General features: G+C 40.7%; 10 protein-coding genes. All 10 read left to right on the top strand.

Annotated features, from left to right (window positions below; genetic code table 11):
- Positions 1–55: 55 nt before the first annotated feature.
- The 10 genes from OX890_RS12815 to OX890_RS12860 all read left to right on the top strand — a co-directional run bounded on the left by OX890_RS12815 (position 56) and on the right by OX890_RS12860 (position 15,806).
- The gene (locus OX890_RS12815; RefSeq protein ID WP_268649340.1) at positions 56–1,009 is read left to right on the top strand and encodes a hypothetical protein; all 954 of its coding nucleotides are present in this window, start codon (positions 56–58) and stop codon (positions 1,007–1,009) included.
- Positions 996–1,985 (top strand): hypothetical protein, encoded by a 990-nt coding sequence (locus tag OX890_RS12820; RefSeq protein ID WP_126491956.1) that lies wholly within the window; start codon positions 996–998, stop codon positions 1,983–1,985. The genes OX890_RS12815 and OX890_RS12820 overlap by 14 nt, the downstream gene beginning before the upstream one ends.
- A 44-nt stretch (positions 1,986–2,029) precedes the next feature.
- A complete protein-coding gene (locus tag OX890_RS12825; protein WP_126491957.1) occupies positions 2,030–3,064 on the top strand; it encodes a helix-turn-helix transcriptional regulator in 1,035 nt (344 codons plus the stop codon).
- Between the two features lie 238 nt (positions 3,065–3,302).
- On the top strand, positions 3,303–3,974 hold the full coding sequence (locus OX890_RS12830; RefSeq protein ID WP_012089224.1) for a hypothetical protein: 672 nt from the start codon (positions 3,303–3,305) through the stop codon (positions 3,972–3,974).
- 459 nt (positions 3,975–4,433) lie between these two features.
- A complete protein-coding gene (locus OX890_RS12835) occupies positions 4,434–6,947 on the top strand; it encodes an HsdM family class I SAM-dependent methyltransferase (protein WP_126491958.1) in 2,514 nt (837 codons plus the stop codon).
- A complete protein-coding gene (locus OX890_RS12840) occupies positions 6,944–8,386 on the top strand; it encodes a restriction endonuclease subunit S (RefSeq protein WP_126491959.1) in 1,443 nt (480 codons plus the stop codon). The genes OX890_RS12835 and OX890_RS12840 overlap by 4 nt, the downstream gene beginning before the upstream one ends.
- Entirely contained in the window at positions 8,386–9,837 is a 1,452-nt protein-coding gene (locus OX890_RS12845; RefSeq protein WP_126491960.1) for a DUF262 domain-containing protein, read from the top strand. Before OX890_RS12840 ends, OX890_RS12845 begins: the two co-directional genes overlap by 1 nt.
- Positions 9,830–11,857, top strand: coding sequence for a DUF262 domain-containing protein (locus OX890_RS12850; RefSeq protein ID WP_126491961.1), 2,028 nt, complete (start codon positions 9,830–9,832; stop codon positions 11,855–11,857). The genes OX890_RS12845 and OX890_RS12850 overlap by 8 nt, the downstream gene beginning before the upstream one ends.
- 14 nt (positions 11,858–11,871) lie before the next feature.
- On the top strand, positions 11,872–15,063 hold the full coding sequence (locus tag OX890_RS12855; protein WP_268649341.1) for a type I restriction endonuclease subunit R: 3,192 nt from the start codon (positions 11,872–11,874) through the stop codon (positions 15,061–15,063).
- Positions 15,063–15,806, top strand: a complete 744-nt coding sequence (locus OX890_RS12860) for a M48 family metallopeptidase (protein WP_268649342.1) — start codon at positions 15,063–15,065, stop codon at positions 15,804–15,806. The genes OX890_RS12855 and OX890_RS12860 overlap by 1 nt, the downstream gene beginning before the upstream one ends.
- Positions 15,807–15,931: the final 125 nt, after the last annotated feature.

Below are 15,931 nucleotides of genomic sequence, written 5' to 3' on the forward strand. Positions count from 1 at the left end.
ACAAGCTGTCGCACCTCTACGTATAATATTTAAAAATAACGAATTGAGGTGCACTATGGATGGTCTAGTTATTGAGTCAATCAGCCTACTTACCCTGCTTGAAGAGGGTGATGTTCCACATTACGAACAGTTAAAACCTGGGGACATATTATTGGACTTCCCAGGAGTCTGGTTAGCACTCTCTGAAGATTGGAAAGGAATATATCAACATGTATTAGCGACGCCAGAAGGTTGGTATGACGAGCTACTGCTTTCTCGATTGTTATTAAAAGAATCGACGCAATCGTTATGTGTTAATGCTCTTGCAATTAAACACTTATTAGCATCGCGTAATCCGCTTCATAACCAAGATACTTACCCTGAGTTATCTAAACTTTGGGCCGCGTTTTGCGCGAACGTTAATGATGGCTCGCTGAGTCAAATGTTAGCAGCATCTCAATCAATTCAGGCTTCTTTAGTCACTGAAGCCGAAGCACTATTAGATTTTTTGTTAATAACACATTCAACACTAAGGGAACGGCAGGAAGGTTTTGAATCAAAACATTGGGATGATTATCGCGCAGCTACAGAAGTAGCTCGTGATGATGGCTCAGCAATTTTTTCAACCTACAGCAATCATTTTATGCTGGCCTCGCTGTTATTGATGCACTTAAAACCTAATAGCCACGTTCTTAAGGATGTCGCACTCAGTTGGCCACCGTATTTGCTGTACCCAAATGCAGGGGAATTATTGCTAATCCGTACTTTACTCAGTCATTGCTATCAAAAAGAAGGCATCAACTTTCTAGTTAACAATTTCGAACACATTATTCCAGAGCATTTGTTGTTTTTGCTCGAAAAGCCGAACTCAAACGCTATTGAATGCATCGCTGTCAAACAAGCTTTTTTTGATAAATACCAACCGCAAGGCTATTACCCAGGCGCAAACAATTCACTCGAAAATTATGCAAAGTATTTTGATTTAGTTATTAACCGAAAATCTAAGAGGGCGGGTTATGATCATCTTTAAATCATTTAAAAAAGAAACTGAAGCGTTATTGGCTCTCCTTGATGATGAGAATAAATTTGGTATTGGATATGCTGAGCAACCAACTCTGACAGAGCGCGTATGGATCCAAGAATCTCAAGAGTTTGATATGGTTGATAATTTTATGAGAGATGACTACAGCAACCCGTGGGCCGAAGAATACGACATGACATTGTTGGTTCGCCTCGCATTAGATTGCTGGGAAAGTAAGCTTCCAAACCCAGCTAGAAATGTAAAGGCCCTTTGCGCTACGCGTTCAGGAAAATACGCCATGGAAGAAGATTCACCTTTTTATAGCTTATGGACACTATTTCTCAATAGTAATGAATCATTGATGGCTTTAATGTCAACAAGCAGTGATCCCGCTTTGCAACCGAGTGTCTTACTTGAACAGGCTGAATTATTACTTGATGCGCATTATCTGACCATCCAAAGATTAAATCGTCGCTATGGAGGAGATCCCCGCAGTCGTACTGAACATCAATGGTTTAAATCAAAATTACCCTTGCCAGCAAGAAAGGGGAAATCAAAGCCAAGGGAGCCTAATAAAGCCTTCAATCGTGATTTTGTGCCTATAATGCTGGCGGCAAAAATAGTCATGCATTTTCATCCCAGCAGTAGCTTACTACAAGCCTTAGCCCTTGCGCCGGAACATTATCCAGTTGGAGAATGGGGCTATGAATACTGGTTTCGTAGAACATTGCAAAAGCACTGTGCAATCCAACAAGGCTGGTTATTTTTATTGATGAACATGCCAAGGTTCACACCTGAAGAGTTAATGTATTTGATGAGCCGACTCCCCGTTAGCGCCAATGAATGTGACGCACTAATCAACGTATTTGAAGAATATTATGATGAAGATACTCAAGAAAGAGCAAAACATTGGTACCGAGATAAATCAGAATATATGGACTACTTCGAGAAATATTTTCAGGTAGGTTATCTGCTTAATCACTAAAGCTTTGTCGTGTCATGGTTCATCATTAGATTAAAAGGTCTGTTATGTCGGCAAATAAAAATGCAAACACGCTTCTCAGGCAACAAACACTGCTTAAGTTTATTCCCACAGATAAAGGGATAAGAAGCACCGAACTATTGGAGTTGATTGCTAATGAAGGTTTTAACGTTAGCCACCGAACCTTGCAAAGAGACTTAGATGTACTATCACAGTATTTTCCCATTTATTCAGAAACCGAGGAGAAACCCTATCTGTGGCGCAGCACAGAATTGGGCGGCTTACGGACTCATATCGATACTATAAGTTTGACGGATGCTTTGTCGCTGATGTTGGTTGAAAAATCGCTAAAGCAACTGTTGCCACCGGCGATGCAACGACATTTACAAAACAATTTTGAGCATTCTCGCCAGCTATTAAATACCTTAAAAGATGACTATAACGCACAGTGGTTAGATAAAGTCGCGAGTGTAATGCCTGATATGGGATTTAAACCCCCAGTAATCAACGAAACACTGTTAAAGGAAATACAAGAAGCTTTGTTGAGGGATCAAACCATTCGAACTTACTATCAGGCAAAGCAAAAGGTCGCGGCGATTGAATACCACCTCATGCCGCTTGCCTTAGTGCAACGTGGAGACGTGCTTTACCTGATTGCTCAAGATATAACAAAAAGGCATGAGAATGCCGCTATAAAGCGCTTCGCAATGCACCGTTTTCAAACGGTAAAACGTACCTACGAGCAAGGTATTCGTCCAGCAGATTTCAATTTACAGCAATACATACAAGACGGTGCAATGCACTTCTCTAACGGCGAAACCCTAAAGCTTAAAGCTAAGATCACCGCAGAGTTAGCATTTTATCTAACCGAAAGCCCTATGTCTGACGATATGGTATTAATGCCTTTAGACGAGCACTTTTATGAACTGACAGCAACAGTGCACAATAGTTGGCAATTGAACTGGTGGTTAAAAGGACAGGGCGCAAATATAGCTGTACTCGAACCGCAATCGCTTCGAACTCAACTTAGTGACAGCTTGCGTAAAGCACTTGAAGCTTATACAAGTCAAAACTCTGATTAAATTTCATACTACTTAAATATGTTATAAGAATCGAAGTAAAATTGAACGAAGAGTATTAATTCAAACTAAGAATGACAAAGTTTAGGTTATTTACCGAATAGATAGAGCAAGAATTATGCATCTGATGTGACTTGAATACATTTACAATACAGAATGATTGACCATTTCTTTACAATAATCCACAGTACAACTTCACTATTGTTGTAGTTATTATTTATTAGCATCAAAAGGATTTTTTATGCGTACTATTAGTGTTTTACCTCAACTTCAGCTAATTGAAAAGGGCGTTTTTATAGGTAATGAAGAGAATCTTGTTGCATTGCGTCAAGGTGATGTCGACGGCGCATGTGGCCCTTATAGTCTTCTAATGGCCCTGATCACGCAGAATGTACTGAGTAGGGAAGAAGTTACAGATCTTAATATACAAGATGGTAGAACACGACTAGGCAAATTTTGGAACAATCTTTATGCATTTGACACCATGGTACGTGATGGAACTTTTGACCACGATTTATCTTGGTTGCTAGAAACTTTTAAACATCATCCAAACGGAAAAGTTAGGGCAAAAGATCTCGAATCGGTTACAACTAGAGCTAAGTCAAACGAAATTGCTGAAGCTATCAACAATGGGGATCCCGTCATTATCGGTCTAAATTGGCAAGGGGGAGGAGGACATTGGGCGGTTGCGATAGGCTATGAAACATATGGCGATCAAGTGACTAAGATCATGTTATTAGATCCTGGATATCCTGCACCAAACCTAAGCTATTGGAATGCTATTTTATCAGTAGCAACAGATGATGGAGACCTTCAAGCGGCGGGTAAGTTATCATGCACACATTTGGCACAAGGGCAATCATGGTCGACTAAATGTAAATTGGCTGAATGCTTGCAAATCACAGTTAATTAATCAACTTAAATGCCACTTAACTACAGCTTTTAATTCTTAAGTGGCTATAATCTATAGTTTAATTATATTCGCTAGAAAATATTACTTTTGATGCTTTTAATTGCTTATTATTTTATCCTCCTCATCACATTCTCATTCAAAATACGGCCATTTTTCTGGTTTTAAAGCAACTTGGCTGGTATCTTACAAGCCGATATTTTTGTACTTTTGTATTTGAAAAGGTTGATGTTTGTATGAAGCTTAAAATTCAGCTGGAAACGCTGAAAAAGGCATCAACACTGTTACCGCTGTGGGCATTTTTTACTCAGCAAACCATTCGACGTTTTTCACAAAACTCATTTTCAACGAATGGCTTTCCTCAGCGTTTTCAAGCGAGGTGCTACACAAAGCGGCTCAAGGTATAACGCTATTACTCGCTGCAACTTCATCGTCAAAATAACTTGCAAGATAGGACGCCACATGGCCATTAAAAAGAACGAACTCTATTCCTCCCTTTGGGCCAGCTGTGACGAACTGCGTGGTGGTATGGACGCCAGCCAATACAAGGATTACGTTCTCACACTTTTGTTTATGAAATACGTTTCCGACAAATATAAAGGCGATCCGTACGGCATGATAGTCGTGCCCAAAGGTGCCAGCTTTGACGATATGGTTGCCGCCAAAAACGATAAAGAAATCGGCGATAAACTCAATAAAATCATTGGTAGCTTAGCGGAAGAAAACGATCTCAAAGGCGTTATCGATGTTGCCGACTTTAACGATGAAGACAAGCTTGGTAAAGGCAAGGAAATGGTCGACCGCCTGACTAAGTTAGTCGGGATTTTCCAAGGATTAGATTTAACCGGTAACCGTGCCGATGGTGACGACTTATTAGGGGATGCCTATGAGTATTTAATGCGCCACTTCGCCACCGAATCGGGCAAATCCAAAGGCCAATTCTATACCCCGTCAGAAGTCTCGCAAATTCTGGCTAAAGTGGTTGGTATTCAAAACAATACCCCACAAGATGCCACGGTTTACGACCCCACCTGTGGTTCAGGTTCTTTGCTGTTAAAAGCCAGTAACGAAGCACCACGCGGCTTGTCTATTTTCGGTCAGGAGATGGACAACGCCACCAGTGCACTTGCTCGCATGAACATGATTTTGCACAACAATGCCACAGCTAAAATCTGGAAAGGCAACACCCTTGCCGATCCGCAGTGGAAAGACGGCGCCAATAAACTCAAAACCTTTGACTTTGCCGTGGCTAACCCGCCATTTTCTAACAAAAACTGGACGAGCGGCTTAAACCCACTAAACGATCCCTATGGTCGATTTACTTGGGGAACTCCGCCCGAAAAGAACGGTGATTACACTTTCTTACTGCACATCATTACCAGTTTAAAAAGCACAGGTAAGGGCGCAGTCATTCTGCCCCACGGCGTACTGTTCAGAGGCAATGCCGAAGCCAATATTCGTCAAAACCTTATTAAGCAAGGTTACATCAAAGGCATTATTGGTTTACCTGCCAATCTGTTCTACGGCACGGGGATCCCCGCCTGTATTATCGTGATTGACAAAGAGCACGCCCAAAAAGCTGCCGTTCACTTTGGTGAAGGGCACGGCAATGACGTGAACAACAATCAAACTCACATCACCGGCCGTTCCATCTTTATGATTGACGCCAGCAAAGGCTTCATCAAAGACGGCAATAAAAACCGCCTGCGCAGCCAAGACATTCATAAAATTGTCGATGTGTTTAATAAAGGGCTTGAGCTAGAGCGTTTTAGCCGTTTAGTCACGATTGATGAAATTGCCAAAAACGATTACAACCTCAACATACCGCGTTATATCGACTCATCAGAGCCAGAAGATTTACACGATTTAAGCGCCCACTTGCAGGGCGGTATTCCTAATCACGATATCGATGCCCTGGCGCATTACTGGCAGGTATTCCCCAGTATTCGAGCGACGTTATTTGGTCGTAACCCAGCACTGCCCGCGCGTGACGGCTACAGCCACTGCATGATAGACGCCAGCAAAGTGAAAGCCAGTATTTTGGCCCATAGCGAGTTTAAAGACTTTGCCAGCCGCAGCTTATTACCCTTTAAAGCCTGGGTGAAACAAGCTGCGTTAACCGAAATGAGTCTAGGCGACAGCCCTAAAGAGTTAATCCACGACATATCAGAAAGCCTATTAGCCGCCTACGCCAACAGTGAACTGCTGAGCAAATACGACATCTACCAGATCCTCATGGATTACTGGAGCGACACACTGCAAGATGATGTCTACTTATTAGTGCAAGATGACTGGCAAGCGGGTAAAACCCTGCGTGAGCTAGTCGCAGCCAAAGGTGAAAAGCTTAAAGAAACACCCGATTTAATCATTAACAAGAAAAAGTACAAAGCAGAGCTGATCCCACCAAGCTTAATCGTGGCACGTTACTTTGCCGCCGAGCAAACCAAGCTTGATGCCCTTCAAATCAAACAAGACGAAGCCACTCAAGCACTCGAAACTTATCTAGAGGAAAATGCCACTTCTGGAACAGGGAGCGAAGACGGCTTACTCGCCGATGCGTTAAACGACAAAGACAAAATAACCAAAGTCAGCGTTGCGGCGCGCCTTAAACTCGCCACAGATAAAGCGGAAATTACCGCCCTTAAGCAAGCGACCAAGCTGTTTACCTCCGATGCCAACGCCAAAAAAGCCGTAAAAGAAGCCCAAGAAGCTCTGGACGTAGCGGTATTTAAGCAGTACCCACATTTGAGCATTGACGAGATCAAAACCCTGATCGTCAATGACAAATGGCTCGCTACGCTGCAAGCCAACATCATTGCCGAGATTGAGCGTGTCACTCAGCAAATGGCCAACCGCGTTAAAGAGCTGGAAGAGCGTTACAGCACGCCGCTGCCCACCTTAACAAAATCGGTAGAAACCTTAAGCGATAGAGTCGCGGGCCACCTCAAAGCCATGGGTTTGGAGTGGACGCTATGACAAATTTTTCTGGAAACCTTTCACCGCAACAAAAAGTGAACGTTGCTTGCAAGGGCCCGCGGGGCGGAGGCATGGATAGGCGACGTAACCAAGTGACTAATCAAACGATACCTGAGGGCTTTAAACAAACAGAAATTGGTGTAGTTCCAGAGGATTGGGATGTTGTTTTTATCAATGATGTTTCGACTTTAATTGGTGATGGGATTCATTCAACACCTATTTATGATCCTAATGGAGCTTATTATTTCATAAATGGTAACAACATAGATAATGGAAGCCTCAGATTTACAGAAAATACGAACAGGGTCAGTGAGGCAGAATTCAATAAGCATAAGAAAAAGATAAATGACCGTACATTACTTTTATCTATTAATGGAACCATTGGTAATTTGTGCTTTTACAATAATGAACCGATTATCCTAGGAAAAAGTGCTGCATATATAAATATAAATCATAAAGCCGAAGTACGATATATGTACCAAGCCATTTCATTTGATGCAACTCAACAACGTTTTGAAGATGGTTTGACAGGTTCAACTATCAAAAATCTCGGTTTAGGCACAATTAAAAGTACATTAATAGGTCTCCCTTCGAAAAAAGAACAAACCGCCATTGCCAATGCTTTGTCTGATATGGATGCTTTGCTGAGTGAGTTAGAAAAACTTATCGCCAAAAAACAAGCGATGAAAACCGCCACCATGCAGCAACTGCTGACAGGCAAAACCCGCTTACCTCAATTTGCCTATTATTCTGATATTAACAGTACAGAAGGTGCTGTCGACGGTAAGCGTAAAGGCACCAAACCCAGCGAGCTAGGCGAAATTCCAGAGGATTGGGAGGTTAAACAGGTTAAAGAAGTATGTGGATTCATAGTCCCAGGTCGAAATAAGCCCCGCTCTTTTAGTGGTAATATTCCATGGGTCACAACCTCGGACATTGATTCTTTTAAAAGTATTGATATGTCTAAAGTTTCTTTATATGTGTCGCGTGAAGAAGCTATTTTCATTGGTTCCAAAGTTGTGCCAAAAAATGCAGTTATAATGTCTTGTGTTGGTGAACTAGGTATTGTGGCTGTAGTCGAAGATGAGATCGTCATAAATCAACAACTTCATGCTTTTATTCCATCCAATGCTGTCTGTAGTAGATATCTTGCATATACATTAACATCTTTAAAAGAGCATTTTTATAGTAAAGCTACTAAAACGACATTGCCTTATTTGAATAAAGATAATTGTAATTCAACACCAATCGCTCTACCCACGAAAAATGAGCAAACCGCCATCGCCACTATTCTCTCGGATATGGACAACGAAATCCAAACCCTTGAACAGCGTCTAAGCAAAACCCGCCAAATTAAACAAGGCATGATGCAAGAACTGCTCACGGGTAAAACTCGCCTGCCGTTTGAAAAAACCAATGAACAAGGAGTGTTATCTTAATGGCAACAGCGTTAAATAAGGACATTATCAGCGTAAGTAAACTGTTGAAGCTGGAAAATTTAACCATCCCAACCTATCAGCGACCTTATAAATGGACTCAGGTAAATATTAATCAACTGTTTCAAGACCTTGATGTACACCAGCAGCAATCTGCATACCGATTAGGAACAGTGGTATTTCATCAAGACCTTGAGCAAAATAACAATAAAACACAAAAAGTGGGCAGTCCCTTAAATATTGTTGATGGCCAGCAGCGTACCTTGACTTTGGTACTAGCTGTGCATGCCATTATTGAGCGATATTTGATAAACAAGCTTGAAAAGTTACAGAGGCCAGACCTTACTAAACAACTTAGTGACTTAGCAGAACCTATAAACAGGTTTATGCAACAGCAGAAATTTGAAAGTGATATCAGCCAGCGTAATCTGCAACAAAATCACCTTGAGTTACGGCGTTTGGTTAGTCGTTATGAATTTACTGAAGATCATATCGACTTTCTGTTGAATAAATGTGAAGTGGTTATATTTACACTTAACGATATTTCAGAAGCTTTTCAGTTTTTTGATTCGCAAAATGCCCGTGGAAAGGATTTAGAACCACATGACTTACTTAAAGCATTTCATTTACGTGAATTTAGTGAACATGAGAATGCGTTAAAAGGGCAGACGGTTGCCAGTTGGGAAGCGTTAGAAAGTGATGATCTGGCCGCATTATTCGCAGAGTATTTATATCGTATTCGGCGCTGGGCATTAGGGCATTCAGCCCGTTATTTTGGCAAAAATGACGTAGATTTGTTTAAGGGTGTCAATATAGACAATATTGCGCATTTTCCATACGTCGAGTCACTGCGCATCGCACACCATTTTGTCGATGAATATAATCTACAGTATCAACGTAAGATAGATGGTCAACACAAAGTATTCCCGTTTCATCTCGACCAAATGATCATTAATGGTCGGCGTTTTTTTGAAATGGCGTCACATTACCAACGTCAAGTAGGACTTATTGTTGACGGAGAACAAGCCTCATCTCATTTTCTACTCGGTCATCACTTAACTGAAAATGCCCAAAATATTTTAAAGACGTTAAATGAATATCCTGCACGAACGAGGACTGGCGATCAATATGTTCGCTCGATGTTTGATTGTGCGTTGATTTTCTATATCGACAAGTTTGGTAATAGTCAGCTATCAATGGCAATTGAGAAATTGTTTATTTGGGCTTATTCATTGCGAATTAAACAGCAAGTGCTGCAGTTAGCAACAATGGATAACCATGTACTAGCGAGTAATTTGTTCCGGATCATTAAAGATGCTACAAATCCTTCAGATGTGTTGAGCATAGTTTTAAACACATTATCAAACACAGATAATAAAAATAATGCCCGTAAAACTGATTTTGAAAAAGACCCATTGGTAAAGCTGTTTAAAGGAATGAACTACTATGAATAACGTAAACAGTGAAGCAATTAAAGCGCTTTCGGTTAGGGCACTGCTTCAAGACAGTGTTAGCTATCTTGTGCCTATGTACCAACGTAATTATGCTTGGGGTGAGTCTGAAATAAATCAGTTAATTCAGGATATAATTGACTATAAAAATGAAGAAAATGAAAACTATTATATTGGTACACTTGTCGTCTTTAAGCGTAAAGATAGCAGTTTTGAAGTTATTGATGGTCAGCAGCGCTTCACTACATTATCGCTTTTAGCTACATACTTAAAAAACATGTCCGCAGCTAACATCAATAATAAATCTGCTAATATGTTACCCGACTTGTCATGGTACGAGAAAGTTAATATCAGTTTTGAAAGCAGACCCAAATCAAGCGAAACATTTACAGCATTAGCACAAGGTAAAGCCCTATATCACTTGAATGGTGATGGTTATAGTGAAGGTATAGTTAATGGCTATGAGTTAATTTCTAAAGCAATAAAGTCTCAGCAATTTAAAAAGAACGAATTACATGAGTTTACTGAGTTCTTGTTTGAAAAAGTGCAAATTATGCGGGTGGAAGTACCTAAAGATACCGATTTAAATCACTATTTTGAGGTGATGAATAACCGTGGGGAACAACTTGAAAAGCATGAAGTATTAAAAGCTAAATTAATGTCGGCACTCAATAATATTACTGATGCAGATGAAAAACAACGCAGCACTGACGTACTTCATAAAGTGTGGGAAGCCTGTTCTAACATGGAACGATATGTACAATATGGCTTTACACCTGAACAACGACATAAACTTTTTGGCAAAAATGACTGGGGACAATTTACCATTAGCGATTTTGATGAATTAACTGAAGGTTTAGACCAAGCCACAACTGACGCTAACCAGGTGTCATTGTCTTTGGCCGACATTATAACCAAACCGATTAATAATGTTGGTGCGGTGTCTTCGGTTAGTGATGACGATGTGCCAGATCGCTTTAACAGTGTTATTAACTTTTCAAATTTTTTACTTCATGTATTACGCGTGTATACCAAACAAAACGTAGCGCTAGATGACAAACAACTCATCACACAATTTGATAATTATTTACTTAAGATTGATAACCCAATAGAAAATGTTAAAGAGTTTATTTATGCTTTATTAAAGTGCAAATATCTATTTGATCAATATGTGATTAAACGTGAATTTAGCCAGGGTAAAGATCGTTGGAGTTTGAAGCGGTTAAAGTGGTATTCAGATAAAAGTGTGAGTTTTATCAACAGTTTTGACGATAATGTAAAAAAAAGTGAGGAAGACGAAAACAATTTTGAAGGTGTTAACCGACAATGTTTGATGCTACTTGCGGCTTTTCATGTTTCTACACCAACACTTGTTTATAAACATTGGTTGAATGCAACATTATTTTATTTGTTTCAACAAGATGCTATTGAAGCTAAACCTTATTTTAGGAATCTTCTCAGAATAGCCAAGCGATTTGTATTTGATCGTTTTTTGACTACATTTGAAGCAAAAGATTACTACGATATGATCTATTTAACTAAGCCTTCTGATTTCCCTAAAAATATCCAACCTAAAAACGTTGATCTAAACAAGTTACAGTTTGGCGAAATTGAGAACAACTTTGTATTTAACTACCTTGATTATTTGTTATGGCATAAAGAAAAAAACAAAGATCCTGTCGTTAAAGAGTTTGAGTTTACATTTCGAAGTTCAGTTGAGCACTTTTATCCACAACATCCAATGGATGGTTTTTCACCTCTGGATAGTAAATCCTTACATAAATTCGGTAATCTTTGTTTAATTAGCCACAGTAAAAACTCTCGATTAAGTAATTTTCCGCCCAAAGCCAAGCTTGCACATTTTGAAGCAAATATTAATCAAAAACGAATTGATAGTTTAAAGCTTTATCAGATGATTAAACTTACAAAAACCAAAGACCATTGGAGTACAGACGAAATTGAAACTCATGGTGATGACATGTTGGCAATCCTTTGCGCTTCTACTAATGTAACTATCAAGTAAATAAAGGAAGTAATATGAGCACAGTAGGCCAAAAGGAACGTGCCACCCAAAACCGTGTTGTCAAATTCTTTCAAAATGAATTGGGTTATCGCTATTTAGGTGATTGGAAGGATAGACAAGGTAACCGCAATGTTGAAAGCCATATATTAGCCAATTGGCTGGCCGATCGCGGCGTGTCAGAGCTACTGATCAATCGTGCATTGCGTAAACTGGATATTGCAACCGCGCTGGGTGAAGGCAAAAAACTCTATGATGCCAATAAAGAGGTGTATCGCTTATTACGTTATGGCGTGAAAGAGAAAGAGGGCGCAGGTGAGCAAAATCAAACGGTTTGGCTAATTGATTGGCAACACCCTGAAGCGAATGATTTTGCTATTGCTGAAGAAGTGACCGTGAAGGGGGATCAGCTATCGCCCAAAACAAAACGTCCCGATCTGGTACTGTATGTCAATGGTATTGCCCTTGGGGTGATTGAGCTAAAGCGCTCGTCTGTTTCTGTGAGTGAAGGGATACGCCAGAATCTCGATAATCAAAAGAAAGACTTTATTCGCAATTTTTTTACGACCATGCAAATTGTCATGGCAGGCAATGATACCCAAGGTGTTCGATACGGCACGATTGAAACCACCGAGAAATACTATCTTGAGTGGAAAGAAAATCTGGAATGGAAAGATCCTGCCATTATCACGAGTGTTGATAAAGCGGAAAATACGAGCACTTTACTGGATTCGCACTTAGGCCAGCTTTGTAATAAATCGCGGTTTTTACAACTGATCCACGACTTTATTGTGTTTGATTCTGGGGTTAAAAAGACCTGCCGTCATAATCAATACTTTGGTATTCAAGCCGCCAGAAAACACATTAAGTCACGCCATGGTGGAATCATTTGGCACACCCAAGGTTCAGGCAAGAGCTTGACCATGGTGTGGTTGGCTAAGTGGATCCGTGAAAATGTCGCCGATTCTCGGGTGTTGATCATTACAGACAGAACCGAACTCGACGAGCAGATTGAAAAAGTCTTTATCGGTGTAGATGAATTTATTTACCGTACTAAAAGTGGCAGTGATTTAGTCGCCAGCCTAAATAAGCCCAATCCTTGGTTATTATGCTCATTGGTACATAAATTTGGCCGCAATGGCGAAGCGCTAGATGACAATGCTGGAGTGGGAGGCGATGACGAAGCAACTGACGATTTTATTGCAGCAATGACCCGTAACTTGCCAAAAGACTTTAGCGTTAAAGGCAACTTGTTTGTTTTTGTTGACGAGTGTCATCGTACTCAGTCTGGCAAGTTGCATACGGCAATGAAATCTCTGCTTAGTGGTAAAGAGGGGCCTGAAGCCATGTTTATCGGTTTTACGGGCACGCCATTAATGAAAAAGGATAAGAAAAAATCCTTAGAAATCTTCGGCCCTTATATTCATACCTACAAGTTTAATGAAGCAGTGCTTGATGGTGTGGTGCTGGATTTACGCTACGAAGCCAGAGATATCGATCAGCATTTAACATCAGAGAAAAAAATTGATCAGTGGTTTGAGGCTAAAACCAAGGGATTGTCTCACCTAGCGAAAATGCAGCTAAAACAAAAATGGGGCACGATGCAAAAAGTGCTCTCCAGTAAATCACGGCTCGAAAAAATCGTTAGCGATATCTTAATGGATATGGAACTTAAACCACGATTGATGGACGGCCGAGGCAATGCCATGTTGGTGTGTGCTAGCGTGCATCAAGCCTGTGTTGTCTATGATCTGTTTAGTAAAACTGACTTACATGACAAGTGCGCGATTGTCACCAGCTATCAGCCTGTTGCCGGTTCAATTAAGGGGGAGGAGTCGGGAGAAGGGTTAACAGAAAAACTGTTTAAGTACGATGTATACCGAAAAATGCTGGCGAGTTACTTCGAACAATCAGAAGATGAAGCGGCTAAAAGAGTCGAAGAGTTTGAAAAAGAGGTTAAAAAGCGTTTTATCGACGAACCTGGTCAAATGCGTTTATTGATTGTGGTTGATAAGCTACTGACGGGGTTCGATGCGCCTTCTGCGACATATTTATACATTGATAAGTCGATGGCCGACCATAACTTATTCCAAGCAATTTGTCGGGTGAATCGACTCGATGGTGAGGATAAAGAATATGGCTATATTATTGACTATAAAGATTTATTTAGGTCATTAGACAAAGCATTAAAAGACTACACCGCCGAAGCGTTTGACGCTTATGACGCTGAAGATGTTGCTGGTTTATTGAAGGACAGATTAGTGCAGGCGAGGGAAGATCTCGATAATGCACTGGAGACTGTACGGGCGATTTGCGAACCCGTTGAAACGCCTCGTCATACTCAAGATTTTATTCATTATTTTTGTGGCAAATCTGGTGTTAGCTATGATGCGGACACTAGAAGCGAACAAGAAACACTGCGCCTGACACTCTATACTGCGGTCGCTAAGCTGCTCCGCGCTTACGCCAATTTAGCCAATGAAATGGAGCAAGCGGGCTACACCACAGAAGAATCAATCCAGATCAAAGCTGAAGTCGTGTTCTATGAGAAAGTGCGCGATGAAGTGAAGCTTGCCAGCGGTGATTTACTCGAAATGAAGCGCTTTGAACCGGCAATGCGTCACTTGCTCGATATGTATATTCGGGCAGATGACAGCGAAGTGTTAATGGATTTTGAAGACTTCGGGCTAATCGATTTAGTTGTCAATAATAACGGGGAGGGCATGGATAAACTCCCGAAAGGATTGCGCGATAATCAAGATGCTATGGCGGAAGCCATTGAGAATAACGTCCGTAAAACCATAGTGGATGAAAATCCAGTTAACCCTAAATATTTTGACCAGATGTCGACATTGCTCGAAGAGCTAATAAAACAGCGCCGAGAAAAAGCACTGAATTATCAAGAGTATTTAGAAAAAATCCGTGAACTGGCCAAAAAAGTGGTTAATCCTGTTGGCGCGAGTCAATCTAGCTATCCGGATTCTATTGATACCGCAGCTAAACAAGCCATTTTCGATAACTTTGGTAATGATGAAGTATTAACAACCAAAATAGATAGAGCGGTTCGCTTTACTAAAAGAGCGGATTGGCTAGGTGACCGATTTAAGGAACGTGAAATTGCTAATGCAATCCGTGAAGAAACTGCCAGTTATGGCATTGATGTGGCTGCAATAATGGAGCTTATTAAAGCACAAAAGGAATACCATTAATGCCGTCAACACATCCATTAGATGAGACTTTTTCAATCGAAGTGCGCGGCATAGAAATAGTGGTTAATCGCAAGAATATTAAAAACTTACATTTGAGCGTATTACCTCCGGATGGAAGAGTAAGAGTGTCAGCTCCGATTCATACGTCAGAGCAAGCGATACGCTTAGCTGTTATAGGCAAGTTAGCCTGGATTAACAAGCAACAAAGGGATTTTGTTACCCAACCAAGGCAATCAAGTCGCGAAATGGTTAACGGTGAGAGCCATTACTTATGGGGACAAAGATACCGCTTAAGTATGGTGGAGACGACTGGCAGACATCTTGTGAGTCTTAAAGGCGTGTCGAAGTTAGTCATTGCGGTATCAACGGATACTTCAACAGAAAATCGCTTGAAACTCCTTAATGGATTTTATCGATTGGAAATGCAACAAAGGATTTTGCATTTACTCGATATATGGCAACAGCGTTTAGGTGTAGAAGCAAACTACATCGGCATTAAGAAAATGAAAACCAAATGGGGCAGCTGTAATATTCAGGCAAAACGTATTTGGTTAAACCTAGAGTTAGCTAAAAAACCGCCAGAATGCCTTGAATACATTTTGGTTCATGAACTGACTCATTTACTTGAACGCCATCATAACGAGAGGTTTCGCGCCATCATGGACAAACAAATGCCAAATTGGCGAGAGCATCGTAATTTACTCAACAGTCTGCCATTGGCCTATGAAGATTGGCAGTATTGAATCAAATCAAAACGAACGCGTTGCTACGTGAATAATTGAGGGCTATGCCAGCCAACACTCTAAAGAATTCACGTAGCGACGCGACATAAAACTGCATTTTCCATTATCTAGTCCCCAAGCACCAA

Source organism: Shewanella sp. DAU305 (genome assembly GCF_026802235.1).
GTDB lineage: Bacteria > Pseudomonadota > Gammaproteobacteria > Enterobacterales > Shewanellaceae > Shewanella > Shewanella baltica.

Bases quoted from the DNA above. Each gene is read 5' to 3' on its own strand.
- OX890_RS12820 (WP_126491956.1), top strand. From the start codon at position 996: ATGATCATCTTTAAATCATTTAAAAAAGAAACTGAAGCGTTATTGGCT.
- OX890_RS12840 (WP_126491959.1), top strand. From the start codon at position 6,944: ATGACAAATTTTTCTGGAAACCTTTCACCGCAACAAAAAGTGAACGTT.
- OX890_RS12855 (WP_268649341.1), top strand. From the start codon at position 11,872: ATGAGCACAGTAGGCCAAAAGGAACGTGCCACCCAAAACCGTGTTGTC.
- OX890_RS12835 (WP_126491958.1), top strand. From the start codon at position 4,434: ATGGCCATTAAAAAGAACGAACTCTATTCCTCCCTTTGGGCCAGCTGT.
- OX890_RS12845 (WP_126491960.1), top strand. From the start codon at position 8,386: ATGGCAACAGCGTTAAATAAGGACATTATCAGCGTAAGTAAACTGTTG.
- OX890_RS12830 (WP_012089224.1), top strand. From the start codon at position 3,303: ATGCGTACTATTAGTGTTTTACCTCAACTTCAGCTAATTGAAAAGGGC.
- OX890_RS12815 (WP_268649340.1), top strand. From the start codon at position 56: ATGGATGGTCTAGTTATTGAGTCAATCAGCCTACTTACCCTGCTTGAA.
- OX890_RS12825 (WP_126491957.1), top strand. From the start codon at position 2,030: ATGTCGGCAAATAAAAATGCAAACACGCTTCTCAGGCAACAAACACTG.
- OX890_RS12860 (WP_268649342.1), top strand. From the start codon at position 15,063: ATGCCGTCAACACATCCATTAGATGAGACTTTTTCAATCGAAGTGCGC.
- OX890_RS12850 (WP_126491961.1), top strand. From the start codon at position 9,830: ATGAATAACGTAAACAGTGAAGCAATTAAAGCGCTTTCGGTTAGGGCA.